This window comes from Rhodobacter sp. NSM (genome assembly GCF_052244495.1).
Lineage (GTDB): Bacteria > Pseudomonadota > Alphaproteobacteria > Rhodobacterales > Rhodobacteraceae > Cereibacter_A.
This window is the reverse complement of sequence record NZ_JBQPXH010000002.1, coordinates 213,906-229,084: the sequence shown is the minus strand read 5'-3', so window position 1 is coordinate 229,084 and position 15,179 is coordinate 213,906. Positions and strand designations below refer to the sequence as shown.

14 protein-coding genes are annotated in these 15,179 nt (G+C 66.0%); 5 read left to right on the top strand and 9 right to left on the bottom strand.

The features are described from left to right. Nucleotides 1-12: 12 nt before the first annotated feature. The 5 genes from ACTVZP_RS05610 to ACTVZP_RS05590 are packed head-to-tail and all read right to left on the bottom strand — an operon-like array spanning nucleotide 13 to nucleotide 4,386. Nucleotides 13-1,995, bottom strand: a complete 1,983-nt coding sequence (locus ACTVZP_RS05610) for a hypothetical protein (protein ID WP_443211123.1) — start codon at nucleotides 1,993-1,995, stop codon at nucleotides 13-15. A 32-nt stretch (nucleotides 1,996-2,027) separates the two neighbouring features. After that, on the bottom strand, nucleotides 2,028-2,897 hold the full coding sequence (motA, locus tag ACTVZP_RS05605) for a flagellar motor stator protein MotA (protein ID WP_443211122.1): 870 nt from the start codon (nucleotides 2,895-2,897) through the stop codon (nucleotides 2,028-2,030). Between the two features lie 56 nt (nucleotides 2,898-2,953). After that, a complete protein-coding gene (locus ACTVZP_RS05600; protein WP_443211121.1) occupies nucleotides 2,954-3,508 on the bottom strand; it encodes a MotE family protein in 555 nt (184 codons plus the stop codon). Continuing rightward, nucleotides 3,505-3,891 carry a hypothetical protein gene (locus ACTVZP_RS05595; RefSeq protein ID WP_443211120.1) on the bottom strand — a complete coding sequence of 129 codons (387 nt, stop codon included), beginning with the start codon at nucleotides 3,889-3,891 and terminating at the stop codon, nucleotides 3,505-3,507. The genes ACTVZP_RS05600 and ACTVZP_RS05595 overlap by 4 nt, the downstream gene beginning before the upstream one ends. A gap of 9 nt (nucleotides 3,892-3,900) precedes the next feature. Next, nucleotides 3,901-4,386, bottom strand: coding sequence for a flagellar basal body-associated FliL family protein (locus ACTVZP_RS05590; RefSeq protein ID WP_443211119.1), 486 nt, complete (start codon nucleotides 4,384-4,386; stop codon nucleotides 3,901-3,903). Between the two features lie 114 nt (nucleotides 4,387-4,500). Here ACTVZP_RS05590 and fliF point away from each other — a divergent pair, with 114 nt between their 5' ends. Genes fliF through fliP form a run of 4 tightly spaced genes read left to right on the top strand, consistent with a single transcriptional unit; the run spans nucleotide 4,501 to nucleotide 7,658 of the window. Further along, a complete protein-coding gene (fliF, locus tag ACTVZP_RS05585) occupies nucleotides 4,501-6,093 on the top strand; it encodes a flagellar basal-body MS-ring/collar protein FliF (protein ID WP_443211118.1) in 1,593 nt (530 codons plus the stop codon). Next, nucleotides 6,093-6,686 (top strand): flagellar biosynthesis protein, encoded by a 594-nt coding sequence (locus tag ACTVZP_RS05580; RefSeq protein WP_443211117.1) that lies wholly within the window; start codon nucleotides 6,093-6,095, stop codon nucleotides 6,684-6,686. The genes fliF and ACTVZP_RS05580 overlap by 1 nt, the downstream gene beginning before the upstream one ends. Further along, nucleotides 6,679-6,945: a FliM/FliN family flagellar motor switch protein gene (locus tag ACTVZP_RS05575; protein ID WP_443211116.1), complete on the top strand. Its 267-nt coding sequence runs from the start codon at nucleotides 6,679-6,681 to the stop codon at nucleotides 6,943-6,945. The genes ACTVZP_RS05580 and ACTVZP_RS05575 overlap by 8 nt, the downstream gene beginning before the upstream one ends. Then, complete coding sequence (gene fliP, locus ACTVZP_RS05570) at nucleotides 6,945-7,658, top strand: flagellar type III secretion system pore protein FliP (RefSeq protein ID WP_443211115.1); 714 nt, start codon at nucleotides 6,945-6,947, stop codon at nucleotides 7,656-7,658. The genes ACTVZP_RS05575 and fliP overlap by 1 nt, the downstream gene beginning before the upstream one ends. Here fliP and ACTVZP_RS05565 read toward each other — a convergent pair. Beyond that, nucleotides 7,649-8,677 carry a hypothetical protein gene (locus ACTVZP_RS05565; RefSeq protein ID WP_443211114.1) on the bottom strand — a complete coding sequence of 343 codons (1,029 nt, stop codon included), beginning with the start codon at nucleotides 8,675-8,677 and terminating at the stop codon, nucleotides 7,649-7,651. The genes fliP and ACTVZP_RS05565 overlap by 10 nt on opposite strands. A 131-nt stretch (nucleotides 8,678-8,808) precedes the next feature. On the opposite strand from ACTVZP_RS05565, the gene ACTVZP_RS05560 reads away from it, so the two are divergent. After that, the gene (locus ACTVZP_RS05560; RefSeq protein ID WP_443211113.1) at nucleotides 8,809-11,658 is read left to right on the top strand and encodes a PAS domain-containing protein; all 2,850 of its coding nucleotides are present in this window, start codon (nucleotides 8,809-8,811) and stop codon (nucleotides 11,656-11,658) included. Here the strand turns inward: ACTVZP_RS05560 and ACTVZP_RS05555 are convergent. Genes ACTVZP_RS05555 through flgK form a run of 3 tightly spaced genes read right to left on the bottom strand, consistent with a single transcriptional unit; the run spans nucleotide 11,634 to nucleotide 15,172 of the window. Further along, entirely contained in the window at nucleotides 11,634-12,725 is a 1,092-nt protein-coding gene (locus tag ACTVZP_RS05555; RefSeq protein WP_443211112.1) for a flagellar basal body P-ring protein FlgI, read from the bottom strand. The genes ACTVZP_RS05560 and ACTVZP_RS05555 overlap by 25 nt on opposite strands. Beyond that, the gene (locus ACTVZP_RS05550) at nucleotides 12,725-13,726 is read right to left on the bottom strand and encodes a flagellin (RefSeq protein WP_443211111.1); all 1,002 of its coding nucleotides are present in this window, start codon (nucleotides 13,724-13,726) and stop codon (nucleotides 12,725-12,727) included. The genes ACTVZP_RS05555 and ACTVZP_RS05550 overlap by 1 nt, the downstream gene beginning before the upstream one ends. Continuing rightward, entirely contained in the window at nucleotides 13,727-15,172 is a 1,446-nt protein-coding gene (gene flgK, locus ACTVZP_RS05545) for a flagellar hook-associated protein FlgK (RefSeq protein ID WP_443211110.1), read from the bottom strand. Between the last annotated feature and the right edge of the window lie 7 nt (nucleotides 15,173-15,179).

Here is a 15,179-nt window from a genome sequence, read left to right as displayed (position 1 = left end):
GCAGGAGGAAGCTCAGGGACCTGCGCTGCGCAGCAGATCCTCGATCCTCTGCCGAGCCTTGGCGCTTTCTTCGACAAGCGCCCTGCTTCTCGCCAGCGTTCCCTCGGGATCGGAGAGACCTTCTTGCGGCAGACCCGCGACTGCCGGCACCTTGGCCGCCTGTGCATCGGCCTCTGCCGAACCTGACGCATCCCGCGCCGTCGAAACCTGATCCACCGCGGAGGGGTCGGAGCCAGAAGCTGCAGCGACTTTCTGGTCGGTCCCTTGCGGTGCGTTTTCGGTCCGCGCGTCGGAACCAGCATCGGGCTCGCGCTGGACCCAGAGATTGGCGGGACCCTCAAGCCCCAGAGTCCTCAGGCGGTCGGCAAGGATCTGGCGCGGCGGTTGTGGAAGATCAGGTGCCGACCCGGGGTCTGGCAGCACGGCATACTCGAGGAGTGCGCTGTCGGGACCCATGTCCGCGAGGACGCTCCAAACCTCGATGTCCGCATCGGGAGCGAGGTCGCGCCGCGAAAAAGCCTGCTCATAGTCACCGGTTGCAGCCAGGGCGAGGCGATAGGCGTGGCCAAGACGCCGGCCAAGGTCGGTTCCCTCGTTTTCGTTATAAAGGGCAGCGAGTGCCAGAACATCCTCGGTCGTGGGCACCTTGCGGTCAATCACCTTTTGTTCCACGAGCAGGGCGAGCGCGTCGGCTCCGTCGGGCCCCGTCTGACGCCCGACTCTCGCCAGATCCGCAGCCGACAGGGCTTCTCCACGGGCGATGGACAGACGGGCGGAGCTAAGAGTAGCGCCGGCAGTCGGGGCGTCGCCGCCGCGGAGCATCGCCTGGTTGACGCTTTGCGCACTTGCGTCATCCTTGCGGTTGAGAAAATCTTCCACAAGCCGCGGTCCGAGTAGCTGACGAAGATCCGGTGGAAGAGCCGAGAAGGCGCGCAGCACGGCGGGTGCGTTGACCTCGCGGCGGGTAGGCGGCGGGTCCGCCAGGGCAGACCAGAGCGCGGCTGCGGTATCACAATTCGCCATGGACGAGAGCGGACCGGCCGGTTGCCGCTCGCCATCAAGGACTCGCGCCATCGCATCCCAAAGGTCTCGGTCGGGCATGTCCAGCGGGAAGGCAGCAAGCAGTTGCCGCGCCTCGGCGCCGAATCCCACACTCAGGTAGAAGCGTACCGCCCTCTCCAGGGCCGTCGGCTGCGGATCGTCGAATTCGCCGGTCAGGCCGGAGAGTGCGTGGCCCATCTGGTCGGCCACCGGTCCCTCGGCCCGCCATGACGCTACGTCGAATCTCTCGTCGGAGGGGCATTCGGCGACGGATGCCATCAGGCTTCCATCGGGTCGCTCCTCCGCGGCAATGTCGATGCCGGGCTCGGGAAGGATCTGGATGTTTCCGACGGGATCCGGCGGCGCTTCCGGATCGGCTGGGGGAGGCTCTCGGACAAAATCAACCGCTCCGGCAGCGGCGCCGCGGCTGAGCTGCTCCACCAGCGACTGGCGCATGGCGGTGACAACAGCAGGCTCCATGGAGAGCTTCGGCGCCGCTGCCGGTGTCTCGATCTTGCGCCAGTCGTACCGAGCTTCGGCGGTGGCCGGCCGGCCGCGCGGGCGAACCTGCGCCAGGGAGGGCTGACCCTCCTCCGGCAGAGGATGCTCGTAGCGGGCTCCTGCGGGAGCGGGACCATCATATATGTCGAGCACGATCACGCCCGGGCGGATCTCGACAGGCTGAACGTGGCAATCACAGCCAAGGCCCAGCTTCAGATCTCCATTCGGCGCGACCGCCAAGGTCGCAAGACGCCGTCGTGAAATCTGCCGGAACGCGCCGGAGAGGGCGAAACTGCGTCCCCCGGGCAGGACGCGAAGCTCGTAGTCGTGGCCGGACCGTCCCAGGCTCCATGACCTGATGTCCGGATCATCGACTACGAGGCGTGTGAAGCCGGGGTGCTCGCCGGTTCGTACCGCAACTTCCGAGGCGGTCGCCGCCTGCGTGCCTGCCACCAGCGCGAGGAGGCATCGGGCAGCCAGTCTCATCATGCGGCCTCCTGCTTCAGGGCCCGGATGGCCTCCTCGAGATCCGTGAAGCTGGGACGAACATGATGAGGCGTGTTTTGCCGCCCCACCTCTATGCACATGTTGGCCGGATGATTGTGGAGATTGGCAATCAGCACCTCTCGGATGAGGTTGTAGAAGTGACCGTCGTCCTCGACCACCGCCTTCACGCGGACCGCAAACGGGCCAACGATACCGTAGGCGAGGAAGACGCCGAGGAAGGTCCCGACCAGAGCTCCCCCGATCATCTTGCCCAGGATCTCCGGAGGCTGGTCGATGGAGCCCATCGTCTTGATCACACCCAGCACGGCCGCCACGATGCCGAGGGCCGGCAGGGCATCCGCCATCGACTGCAGGGCATGACTGGAATGGAGGGCGTGGTGCTGCGCCTTCTCGACCCGCTTGTCGAGCACTTCCTCGACCTGGTTCGGGTCGTCGTAGTTCATTGATGCCGCGCGGAGCGTGTCGCAGATCAACTCGATCGCATCATGGTCATGCAGAATGCGCGGATAGCGCGCGAAGACGGACGATTCGTCGGGATTCTCGATATGCTCCTCAAGCCCGACGGGATTCACCTTGGCGATCCGGACAAGTTCGAACAACAGGCAGAGGAGATCCCGGTAATCCGCAACCTTCCACTTCGGGCCCTTGAAGACCTTGCCGATGTCTTTCAGCGTATGCTTGACGGAGGCCATGTCATTCGAGAGCAGGAACGAGCCGGCCGCGGCCCCGCCGATCATGATCATTTCGAACGGAAGGGCCTTCAGGATCACGCCGATCTTGCCACCGGCAAGGATATAGCCACCGAAGACCATGACGAAGATCACAACGATGCCGATGATCCCGATCATGCCCAGACTCCTGCTTCTGCCGCCCGCGATCTTCGCAAGGCGAGGTTAACAAAGCTTCACTCCGTGGGAGCCAGTGCATTCCGGCCGGCAAGAAGGACGCTCACGCTGTAGGCGGCTTCGGCCGACATGCCCGACATGACGGCTGCGGCCGCCTCCGGCTGCATGCGGCCGATGAAGCCTGCCGCGAATTCCGGCGCCATGGCCTGAAAGAGCGCTGCGGCTTCCTTTGGCTTCATCGACTCGTAGACCGCGGTCAGGCGCGAGAGGTCGCCCTCTGCCGCGCCATCCGCCCGCGCAATCGTCTCGTTCAGTTCGGCCTCCGCCCGCGCGAGTTCGTCTATCTGCAGGCGCACCGCCTTTTCGGCCTCGTCGAGTGCTGCCTGACGCTTCTGCATGGCCTCTTCCTGGCCGCGCACCGCCGATTCTCGCTCGCGCAAGGCTTCGGCGAGGGCGAGCGGCGGTTCGGGACAGGTGAGGGGTGCATCGGAGGAGGTGTCCGGGGCTCTTGCCATGGCCGCGCCGAGGTTTGAGCCAAGGCGCATCGCGCCCGACGAGGCTAGGAGCAGCGCGAGAAGCACGAGCGCGCCGCGCGTGCGGAAGCGCGGTGTCATGCTCCGGTCTCCGCTTCTTCTCGCAGGCTGCGGCGGCGGACGAAGCGGAGACGACGCTCGGCCTCCGGGTCTTGCTCGGATTTCGGATCCGCGGCCTTGTCGGGCAGGTCATGCATGGAGGCCAGCATGAGCTCGAGCCGCGACGCGACCGATTCGCCCCTCTCGGTCAGGCCTTCGAGAGAGCTTGCCGAAACCATGGCAGCAGCCCGCGCCTTCTCGAGCGCGCGCGTCATGTCATCCACCTGCGCGGACAGTACGGCGATGGCGCCGCCCATCCCTCCTTCAAGCGTCGCGAACCGCTTCAGCCGCTGCGAGAGGACGTAGCAATACAAGGCTGCGCCGAACGCGCCTCCGGCCATCAGGATATCGGCGATGAAGTCCACTCCCACCTCCTAGTTCAGCACGAATTCCGTCACGAGAAGATCGCGCACGCGGCCTTCTCCGGTGACTATCTGGATGCGGCGCAGCATCTGCGCCCGCAATTGAACGAGCGCGGTTGGATCCTCCAGCCGCGACACGGACACCGCCCGCAGATACCCGTTGATCACGTCGATGATGCGCGGCATCAGCTGCACCACCTCTTGCGCGCTCTGCCTTGCGACCTCGAGCTGGGCCGTGAACCTCAGGTGTGACAGGGTCGACCCGCGGCCGAGGCTGATCACCACCGGGTCGATCGGCACGAAGGCGATGTCCGGGAGCGGTTCCGGACCTGCCCCCTCATGGGCGTCTTCCGACCCGGATGGCGTCAGGATCAGGCCCGACCACGTGGCATAGAAGCCGCCGCCGCCCAGCGCGACGGCGAGCACGACGCCGAGGATCAGCGGAAGTGCCGAACGCCTGGGAGCCGTTGCGCCCTGATCCATCGTTGCATCCGCCATGAACGACTCCTTTTCTCGATGGCAGATCTATAGGCCTGATCCTCCTAACCGATTGTTAAGCCACATCCGTCATTGCTGATCCGGCAAGGCAGAAGCCCCAGGCCGGAGTGCGAAGTGCAGAATCTGATCTCAATCTGGAACGATCTCGACGGTCGCCGACGTGCCGTGATCGTCGTCGCGACGCTTGCAATGTTTCTTGCCGTTCTCGGCTTGTCGCGGCTCACTGGGCAGGCTCAGATGGCGCTTCTCTATGCCGGGCTCGAGGGGCCCGCAGCAGGCGAGGTCGTTGCCGCGCTCGAGGCTCAGGGCGTGGCCTACGAGGTGCGGGGCGATTCGATCCATGTGGACGCCGCGCGCCGGGACGAGGTCCGGATGAAGCTCGCGGGCGAGGGACTGCCCGCGACAGGAAGTGCCGGTTACGAGCTCCTCGACGGACTTTCGGGTTTCGGGACCACCTCCCAGATGTTCGATGCCGCATACATGCGCGCGAAGGAGGGTGAACTCGCGAGGACGATCCTCGCGAGCCCACAGGTAAAGGCAGCACGTGTCCACATCGCCCAGCCCGATGCGCAGCCATTCCGACGCAACCAGCCTCCGACCGCGAGCGTGACGGTGACGACATCCGGCGGGACGCTGACGCCGGTGCAGGCGCGCGCCTTCAAGCATCTCGTCGCCTCGGCCGTGGCCGGAATGCGGCCCGAGGACGTGTCCGTCATTGACAGCGTGGGCGGGCTGATCCGCTCCGGAGACGAAAAGGACGGAGCCACGGCGGCGGGCGACAGCAAGGCGGCAGAGCTGCGCAACAACGTCGAGCGGCTGCTCGAGGCAAGGGTCGGCCCCGGCCGCGCCGTGGTCGAGGTGAGCGTCGATGTCGAGACCGCGCGCGAATCGATCGTCGAGAAGAGCTTCGATCCGAAGGGCCGCGTCCCGATTTCCTCCGAAACGCAGGAAAGGACGAGCTCCTCCACCCAGCCGTCGCCCGATGTGACGGTCGCCTCGAACCTGCCCGATGGCGATGCCGCGGGGGGGGCGGGCGGAAAATCCAGCAGCAGCGAAACGCGGGAGACCACGAACTTCGAGGTCTCGCAGACTCAGCGCGAACTGCTGCGCCAGCCGGGAACCGTCCGTCGCCTGACGGTCGCGGTGCTCGTGGACGGCATCAAGACCCTCTCCGAAGACGGCACGGTGAACTGGCAGCCCCGACCCGAGGAGGAGTTGGAGGTCTTGCGGGAACTGGTGAGCTCGGCCGTCGGACTGGACGAGGCGCGTGGGGACCGGCTGACGCTGCGGTCTCTCGCGTTCGAAGTTCCGCCCGAACTGGGAACGCTGGCGGAAGCCGGCCTTCTGAGCGGCCTTGGAAGCTTCGACCTGATGAGCCTCATCCAGATCGCCGTCTTGGCACTCGTCGCGCTCGTTCTGGGACTCTTCGTCGTGCGCCCGGTGCTCACCTCCCGGCCGGAGGTTCGGTCACCTCCGAACGCGGCTCCACTGTCCCTGCCTGGATATGATGCCGGCGAGGCGCTGACAGGAGAGATCGACGACGGGACGGATCTTCCCGATTTCCCGATGGTCACTGCTGCGTCCCTCGATCTGCCGGAGGAGGATGCCGATCCGGTCGCGCGCCTTCGCCGCCTCATCGAGGAGCGGCAGACGGAATCGGTCGAAATCCTGCGCGGCTGGATGGAGCCGCAGCGTGAGGCCCCGTGATGGCACTGCGTCTCGAGGTGTTCGAAGACCGGGCCGAGGAAACGGGCGAAATCGTCGTTACCGATACGGCAACCATCGAGGACGGTCGCCTCGCCTCCTACGAGGAAGGCTACAGCGCCGGCTGGGAAGATGCCGTCAAGGCGCAGAACGAGGATCAGGCGCGGATGCATGCCGATCTCGCCCGGAACATGCAGGCCCTCGGCTTCACCTTCCACGAGGCCCGCATGCATGTCCTGCGGGCCATCGAACCGCTCATCGACGTGCTCATCTCGCGGATCCTGCCGGAGATGGCGCGAGATGCGCTCGCCCCGCTGGTGCTCGAGACCCTGATGCCCCTCGCCGAGCAGATCGCCGAGGCGCCGGTGACGCTGATGGTCAATCCGGCGTCACGTCCGGCAATCGAGGCCCTTCTTGCGCAGGCCACGGGTCTTCCTCTCGACCTCGTGGAAGAGCAGAGCCTCGGTGACGGGCAGGTCTCGTTGCGCCTCGGCGCCGCAGAAATGCGCATCGACGTGGATCGGGCGGTGCAGGAGATCACCGCCGCCGTGCATGACTTCTTCGATCTCAAGGAACAGGAACTCCGCCATGGATGAGCCCGACCAGAATCCCTTCACTCAGGTCCCGATCGAGATCACGATTTCGGTCGGTCGAGCCCGGCCGCCGGTGCGCGAATTGCTGCGCCTTCAGCGCGACTCGGTCCTGCCGCTCGATCGGCGCGTGGATGACCCGGTCGACCTCTACGTCGGCGACCGGTTGATCGGCCGCGGCGAACTGACGGAGCTCGAAGGCGACCAGGCGGGTCAACTGGCTGTCCGTCTCACAGAGGTCGCCAATCTGCGAGGCGGGTTGTGATGCGCTTCCTGCTTCCCATCCTGCTCTGCGCATGGGCGGCCCCCGCGACCGCGCAGAGCCTCTCGGTCGATCTGGGCGACGGTGGCTCCCTGACCACGCGCAGCATTCAGCTCATCGCGGCCATCACGCTGCTCAGCCTCGTGCCGGCGCTGGCGATGATGATCACCTGCTTTCCTTTCATCGTGACGGTGCTCTCGATCCTCCGCCAAGCCATCGGCCTTCAGCAGGCACCGCCCAACATGCTCATCGTGAGCCTCGCGTTGTTCCTCACCTGGTACATCATGGACCCGGTCTTCACTGACGCCTGGATCCGTGGCATCGAGCCGCTGACCCGCAACGAGCTGGACCTGCCACAAGCCATCGCTGCCGCGGCGATCCCGTTCCGCGACTTCATGGCCGCGCGTCTCGATCCGGACACGTTTGCCAGCCTTCAGGCACTCCGTCCCGGAGAGACCGCGCCGCCCGTCGACTCGCCGCTGTCGGTACTCGTTCCGTCCTTTCTTCTTTCGGAGATCCAGCGCGCGTTCGAGATCGGCTTCCTCATCTACCTGCCCTTCCTCGTCATCGACCTCGTGGTCGCAGCGGTTCTGATGTCGATGGGGATGATGATGGTCCCTCCCGCCGTCGTCTCTATGCCCTTCAAGCTCGCCTTCTTCGTCGTCGCCGATGGTTGGAGCCTGATCTCGGGCGCGCTGGTCCACAGCTATCTTTGAAGTGAGGCAGTCCAGAGCCGGAAGCGCTCCTGCCCTGTCACCTCGCGAATGAGACCGAGCGCGGACAGACGTTCGAAATTGCGCTGAACGGCGGCGCGGGAGGAGCCGGTCTCGGATTCTGCCACCGGGGCCGAAAGCAGAGGCCAGCGGCACAAGGCCTCGACCAGACGCTTCGGTGTGCGTCCCGACAGCGCAGCCGTGGCGATCGACGCGCGTTCGCGCCACTCCTCCAGACTGTCCAGATGGCGGAGCAACGCCAGTGTCGCCCGGTCCGCACCCTCGTACCAGCGCGCAAGACGCTCCTCTGGTGTCCCGCCGCCGCGGAATGCCGCGCTGCCTCCCGAAGCAAGCGGCAGGAAGGCTGACGATCTCCCCTCCGAGGCGCCAACGCGAGAGGCGACGACGGCCGCCTCAATGCGTCCGCTGCTCCTGTCACCCGCAACCGCAATCCAGAAGTGGTATCCGACTGCCGCCCTCGTGATCGCGTGCAATCCCGCCGAGGCTTCTTCGACCTCCGCCCAATCAGGCACGCGGTCGGTTTCATCTTTCCGTCCGAGAAAAGCGGCGAGGCCTGCCGCGGGGCCGGGCCCTCCGATCAACCGTCGCGCACCCCAGGCGGCACGCGACAACGCAAGGCTGTCCAGCTGTGCGCCGGCCATCCGCAGCGACATCCAGAGAGACAGGCGGTCAGGCGTCACGCGATCGCCCGCCCACCAGCTGAATTCGCAGGCCTCGCGGACGGCAAGCCGCTCTCGCACGCCAGCCGGAGCACGCCGCATGCGTTCGTCGAAGGCGCCGAACCTCTGCGCCGTCCGCGCAAGATTGGCCGCCAGAGCCGCCTCGGCCCGGCGCCACTCGACGTCGCGGAGGGGAACCCGACGGTCTGCCCGCGGCAGCGGCGGGACAAAAGCCTCCTCGGTCTCCGGCGTCGGGCCGGCAAACCACAGGTCTTCCTCGGGAACTTCGCCGTCGTAGAGGGATGGCTGCGAGGTGTCGATGTCAGCGAGCAGGCGTCTCATCCCTCGATCATAGCACCCACCGGCTTGCCGGGGGAGGCTGCGTCTTGTTGCCGCACGTCTACCCTTTACCCTTTTGCGGAACACAGTCATTCTGCGCCCCACCTCCGATCCGGAGCTCAACGGAGAGCCCGATGCTCGTCGCCCTCGACAAGATTTTTTCAGACGATCCCTCCCCTTACGTTCTGCTCGACCGCGACCTGACGATGATCTGGGCCAATACCGCCTACCTGCGCGCCACCGGCCGCTCGCGCGAGGAGATCCTGGGCCACCGCATGACCGACGTGTTCCCTGCGGACCCCGAGTCGGTCTCGGACCAGATGCTCCGCGCCTCGTTCCGGCGCGTCATCGACCTCGGGCGTCCCGACCACCTGCCTCTCATCCCCTATCCGATCGCCGGGACCGACGGTCGCATGGAGGAGAGGTTCTGGAGCGCCACGAACACGCCGATCAAGGATGCGGACGGCAGGGTCGAGTACATCCTGCAGAACACGAACGACATCACCGCGCTTTACCGCGAGGATCGAGGAACGGAGCAGCCGCTGGTCCGGGCGCGGATGACCCAGCGCGCGGAAGCGGTGACCCGCGAGAACCTGGAACTCGGCAGCGCGATGGACTTCTTTCGCAGTGCCATCGACCAGGCGCCCAGCTTCATGGTGGTCCTCGAAGGCAGCGACCACGTCTTCCGGATCGTCAATCAGGCGTATCTCCAACTGGTCGGACGTCGCGACCTGCTGAACCGCACCGTCCGTGACGCTCTGCCCGAGCTTGAAGGACAAGGCTTCTTCGAACTGCTCGACGAGGTCTTCCTGACAGGTCTCGCCTTCACGCGGCGCGCGGCCCCCGTTCTCCTTCAAAGGGGCGCAGAGGTCGAGCGGAGCTTCGTCGATTTCATCATGTGTCCGCTTCGGGGGCCTGATGGGCAGGTTCGCGGCGTCTTCGTCGAGGGTCACGACGTGACACGGCAGAAGATGGCCGAGGCGGAGCTTCTGGAAACGCGAGAGCGATTTCGTCTCATGGCCCAGACGATGCCAAATCACGTCTGGACCGCCACTCTCGACGGCCGGCTCGACTGGCTGAACGATCGGCTCCGGGATTACTTCGGCCGGCAGGCGGACGAACTGCTCGACGCATCGCCGGTGGCGATACTGCATCCCGAGGATCGCGATCGTGCCGAGGCAGCCTGGTCCGCATCTTTGGCCCACGGCATCCCGTTCGAACAGGAGATCCGACTTCGGCGGCACGACGGGGCCGATCGGTGGCATCTCTCCCGGGCGCTGCCGATCCGCGACGACGACGGCAGGATCCTGCGCTGGATCGGAACGAACACCGACATCGAGGATCGCAAACTGGCCGAAGAGGCCATCGCCGGCCTGAACGCGACACTCGAAGAGAGGGTGCAGCAGCGCAATCGCGAACTCGAGGAACTGAGCGCCACGCTGCGGCAGAGCCAGAAGATGGAAGCCATCGGCAACCTGGCCGGTGGCATTGCCCATGATTTCAACAACCTGCTGCAGACCATCACGGGCAGCGTGCAACTTGCGATGCGCGCGCTCGACGAGGACAACCCGGTGCTGCCGCGGTTGGAGCAAGCCCTGCGCGCGGTGGAGCGGGGCGCGACCCTGGCATCGCAGCTCCTCGCGTTCGGCCGGCGGCAGCCCCTTGCCCCTCAAGTCATCAACCTCGGCCGACTTCTGCGCGATGCCGATCACATCGTGCGCAGTGCTGTGGGCGAAGGTGTCGAGGTGGAAACCATCGTCGCCGGCGGACTCTGGAACACCTGCGTCGATCCCGCGAACGTCGAGACGGCAATCCTCAACCTCGCCATCAATGCACGCGATGCGATGGAGGGCCGCGGCCGGCTGACGATCGAGATCGGCAACTCGTTCCTCGACGAGACCTACACCCGGACCCATCCGGATCTCGAGCCGGGCCAATACGTGATGCTGGCCGTCACCGACACGGGCTGCGGCATGACGCCGGCCGTCATCGACCGCGTCTTCGAGCCGTTCTTTACCACCAAGGCCGAAGGGCGCGGCACTGGCCTCGGAATGTCCATGGTCTACGGCTTCGTCAAGCAGTCCGGTGGACATATCAAGATCTACAGCGAGGTGGATAGCGGGACCTCGATCAAGATCTACCTGCCGCGGTCTCTGGAGACCGAAGATGTTGCGCGACCTCAACCGACGGGCGCAATGACGGGAGGGACGGAGACGATCCTCGTGGTGGAAGACGACGAGCAGGTCCGCTCGACGGCGATCGGGCTGCTGCACGATCTGGGATACTCGGTGCTGCAGGCCAAGGATGCCGATCGCGCGCTCACCATCGTGGAGAGCGGCGCGCAGATCGACCTGCTCTTCACGGATGTGGTCATGCCCGGCAAGCTGAACAGCCGCCAGCTTGCGGAAAGGGCTCGGCGCCTGCGTCCGGGCCTGCCCGTGCTGTTCACGTCCGGATACACACAGAACTCGATCGTGCACGGAGGACGCCTCGACAGCGGCGTGCATCTTCTGAGCAAGCCCTACACGCAGGAGGCGCTGGCGCGGAAGCTTCGCGACGTCCTCGCCGCGGCGGCGCCCGCCGCAGCACCCGAGCAGAACCTCAGGGGCGTCCATGTCCTCGTCTGCGAAGACGACGTGATCATCCGCATGAACCTCGTCGAAGGGCTGGCGGAGGCCGGCTGCCGTGTATCGGAGGCAGGGGTGGGCTCGGCGGCAATCGCGCAGCTTCAGAACGAAGCCGCAGATCTGCTCCTGATAGACCTGGGTCTACCGGACATGAGCGGGGTCGACCTTGCCCGCATGGCGCGATCGATGCATCCCGACATACCCATTCTCTTTGCCACCGGCGACACCGGCGTGCCCGAGGAGGAATTCCAGCCTCGGGTCGCGGTTCTGACGAAACCCTTCGGCGATGAGGCCTTGCTCGACTGCGTGGCAAGGCTCGTCCACGGCATGCCTCACCTCACGATGAACTCGGCATGAAGCGCGCCGGCGGCATGGATGCTCTTCAGGATGTCGATCATGTCGTTGGGCGCGACGCCCAGCGCGTTCAATCCGGCAACCACCCTTGAGAGCGAGGTTTCCGACTGGATCTCCGCGAGCCCCGTCCCTGGCTCTTCCTCGATGGACGCGGAGGTGCGCGGGACGACGATCGTCTCGCCACGGCTGAATGGATTCGGCTGAATCACCATCGGCTGCTCTTCCACGCGAAGTGTGAGGCCTCCCTGCGCGACCGCGACGCGACTGATGCGCACGTCCTCGCCCATGACGATGGTGCCGGACCGCTGATCCACCACCACCCGTGCCACCGTCTCGGGCTCGACCTCCAGGTTCTCGATCCTCCCCAGTGTCCTCGCCGGAGAGCGGGATCCCCCCAGGTCGAGCGAGACGGTGCCTGCATCCAGCATCGTCGCCACCCCGCGGCCGAGTTCGCGATTGATCCGCTCCTCGATCCGACCGGCTGTGGTGAAGTCGGGCGAGCGCAGCGCCAGACGCACGATTTCAAGGCTGGCAAACTCGAAGTCCACTTCGCGCTCGACCCTGGCGCCTTCCGGGATGGTGCCGGCGGTCGGCACTCCCTGGACAACCCGCGCGGCCTGGCCCTCGGCGGAGATGCCGCCCGCGATGATCGTGCCCTGCGCCACCGCGTAGATCTGCCCGTCGGCTCCATTGAGCGGGGTCATCACCAGGGTGCCGCCGAGAAGGCTCTTCGCATCGCCCATCGCCGAGACGGTGACGTCGATCTGCGCCCCCGCCCGGGCGAAGGGCGGGAGAGTAGCGGTCACGAAGACAGCGGCGACGTTCTTCGGCCTGTATTCCTCGCCCGTGACGTTGACGCCGAGCCTCTCGAGCAGATTGGACATGATGTCCTCTGTGAAGGGCGCGTTTCGCAGGCCGTCTCCCGTGCCATTGAGACCCACGACGAGACCATAGCCCACGAGGTCATTGCCGCGAACGCCATCGAACCGGACGAGATCCTTGATGCGAATTGGTCCGGCCAGTGCTGGAGGAGCGATCAGGAGGAGGAGCGCGAGGAGGCGAAGCAACATCACAGATAGTCCGTCAGGCTCATGCGGCTCAGCCTGGCCGTCAGGTTGTAAAGGGTTTCGAGCTGGCTCTGCGTGGCCTCGAGAAGGCTCGCCGCTTCGTATTCGTCGATCCCCAGAAGCTCCTTCCGCGCGATCTTCAATGCGGTCGACTCGTTCGAATTTTCGGTCGCGGCGCTCTCGATGCGCGCCTCGGTGCGGCCGAGCCTGGCGGCAAGATCGACGCGGTTCGACTGGCCCTGCAGCAAGACGTTGCCTGCCATGCCCGCCAGATCGGCGCGTTCCGCGTCGGAGCCTGCGAGCACCCCCCGACCAATCATTGCGGCCATGGCAAGGCCCTTCAAGGTTTCGCGTATGGCCGGATCATCGGCGGTGACGTCGATGCTGACACTCGTGCCTGCGCCGACGGAGACAGGAGCGAGCGTTCCGCCACCGCCATAGGCGAGATCGGAATAGCCGCCGGGTCCGTCGAACCAACCCTTGATGGCTGCCTGCACGTCGGACGCGGTCGTGGCGCCGATGACCGCGGCGTCCAGAAGGCTCAGAATGCCCTCCGCGTCCATCACCGCGTTTTCCTGCTGGCGCGTTCCGCCGAAGATCGAACGGTCGCCCAAGTGGGTATTCAGTGTCGCGATGGCACTTCGGAATGTCTCCTCAGCCTCTTCTCCCAGCTGGTCCATCGTCATCTGCGTGGCGCTCTGGCTCAGGCTCAACAGGGTCGCAGAGAGGGCCGACGCGCTGTCGTCGATCTTGGCGAGTGCGACCTGCATGGTCGAGGCCATGAGGGCTGTCTCGGCCGTGACCGCCGCACGCGCCGAAATCAGTGCGAGGCTGCCGTCTATGCCGTTCAGCGCGGAGAGATCGCCACCGACCTTCTTCCGCACATCGGCGGCGAGGCCAGTCACGACCTCGGTCGAGAGCCGCTGCGCCTCGGATTTGAGCGTGGCGTTCTGACGCCGGAGCATGAAGGTTCGGGCGAGGTCGCCCAGGGACACGGCGCTCATCTACATCTCCAGCAGGTATTGGATCAGGTCGTCGCAGGCGGTGACGACCTTGGCATTGGCGGCATAGGCCCGCTCGAGCAGGAGCAGTTGTTCCATCTCGCGGTCAGTGTCCACGCCATCCCCAAGCACCAGCGCCTGAAGTTCGTCGCGCCTCGCCGAGGCGAAGCTGGCCTCCTGATCCGCCTCGACCAGGGCCGAGGACAGGCCGGAGACGGTCTCGGTCGCGAGGCCGGCGAAGCTGAAGCTGCCACTCAGCCCGTTGGCCGAAAAGGCGGTTCGGGCATCCAGGGCCTGGCTCATGGCGTTGATGAGGGTCGCATTGCCGACGTCGCCTTCCGCGGCGGCCTGAAGACCGTCGCGCAGATGCCAGAGTGCCCCCCCCTGACCCGGATCGACGATCGCGTTCACGGAGATCCGGCTGGCAAGGCCTGTGAGGTTTGCCGGATCGAACGGATTTCCATCATCGGTAAACAGACCCGCGTCACCCGCCGACAGGGTGGGATCAGCGCCAACAAGGCGCGTGACGAGATCCTGTGCCAAGGCATCGAGCCGCGCCTGCTCTGTCGGGGCGAGGTCGTCCCGAACGGCGAAACTCGCCGCAAGCGAGCCGCCAGCGAACAACCCGTTCTCCGCCGAAACCATGACGGGCTTGCCGTTGATCGTGAGGGTGCCGAGCGTGCCAGCGGCCACGGAAGAGCTCGCCACGAGGCCGGGGGTCCGCGTGAACCCGATTGCGGTCGGTCGGCCGTCGAGGAGGGCCGCGCCGCCTGTCGTGAAGAGGGCGATCTGACCATTCTCGCGCTCGACTTCGCGAAGCGGCACGACGGTCGCGATTGCGTCCACCAGTCGCTGCCTCTCGTCCTCGAGGGCGGAACTGTCGCGGCCGCTGACCCGCATCTCGGTGATCCTGACGTTCATGTCCCTGACGCGCGACAGCGTGTCGTTGAGCGTCTCGACCTGATCGGCAATCGAGGCATCGGCCTCGCGCCGGGCGGCAAGGACGGCATCCGATGCGTCGCGGATGCCGGAGGCGAGGGCGCTGGCGGCATCCGCCACGTCCTGAAGGCGTTCCTGAGAATCCGGGCGGCTGGATGCGGAGACCAGCGAGGCGGAGAAGGTCGAGATCCGCGCCAGAAGCGAACCTTCGCCCGTATCGCCGGTTGCATCGGCGAGCGATTGGTAGAAGGCGGCGCGCGTGTCGCGATCGCCCGTCGCGGCATCGGCGATCCTGCGATCGCCGACGAGGGTCATATTGACCATGCGGTTGATGCCGACCACGCGAACGCCCTGCCCCTCCTGGCCATAGGAACGCGCCGCGACTTCCATCTCGCGCCTCGCGTAGCCCTCGGTGAGGGCGTTGGCCACGTTGTTGGAGGTGTTCTCGACACTGCGCGAGGTGACGGTCAGGCCGGACAGTGCGTTCGACAGGGCGCCGGTGATGCTCATGTCTCAG

Bases quoted from the DNA above. Each gene is read 5' to 3' on its own strand.
- motA (WP_443211122.1), bottom strand. From the start codon at position 2,897: ATGATCGGGATCATCGGCATCGTTGTGATCTTCGTCATGGTCTTCGGT.
- ACTVZP_RS05600 (WP_443211121.1), bottom strand. From the start codon at position 3,508: ATGACACCGCGCTTCCGCACGCGCGGCGCGCTCGTGCTTCTCGCGCTG.
- ACTVZP_RS05590 (WP_443211119.1), bottom strand. From the start codon at position 4,386: ATGGCGGATGCAACGATGGATCAGGGCGCAACGGCTCCCAGGCGTTCG.
- ACTVZP_RS05580 (WP_443211117.1), top strand. From the start codon at position 6,093: ATGGCACTGCGTCTCGAGGTGTTCGAAGACCGGGCCGAGGAAACGGGC.
- ACTVZP_RS05575 (WP_443211116.1), top strand. From the start codon at position 6,679: ATGGATGAGCCCGACCAGAATCCCTTCACTCAGGTCCCGATCGAGATC.
- fliP (WP_443211115.1), top strand. From the start codon at position 6,945: ATGCGCTTCCTGCTTCCCATCCTGCTCTGCGCATGGGCGGCCCCCGCG.
- ACTVZP_RS05565 (WP_443211114.1), bottom strand. From the start codon at position 8,677: ATGAGACGCCTGCTCGCTGACATCGACACCTCGCAGCCATCCCTCTAC.
- ACTVZP_RS05560 (WP_443211113.1), top strand. From the start codon at position 8,809: ATGCTCGTCGCCCTCGACAAGATTTTTTCAGACGATCCCTCCCCTTAC.
- ACTVZP_RS05555 (WP_443211112.1), bottom strand. From the start codon at position 12,725: ATGTTGCTTCGCCTCCTCGCGCTCCTCCTCCTGATCGCTCCTCCAGCA.
- ACTVZP_RS05550 (WP_443211111.1), bottom strand. From the start codon at position 13,726: ATGAGCGCCGTGTCCCTGGGCGACCTCGCCCGAACCTTCATGCTCCGG.
- flgK (WP_443211110.1), bottom strand. From the start codon at position 15,172: ATGAGCATCACCGGCGCCCTGTCGAACGCACTGTCCGGCCTGACCGTC.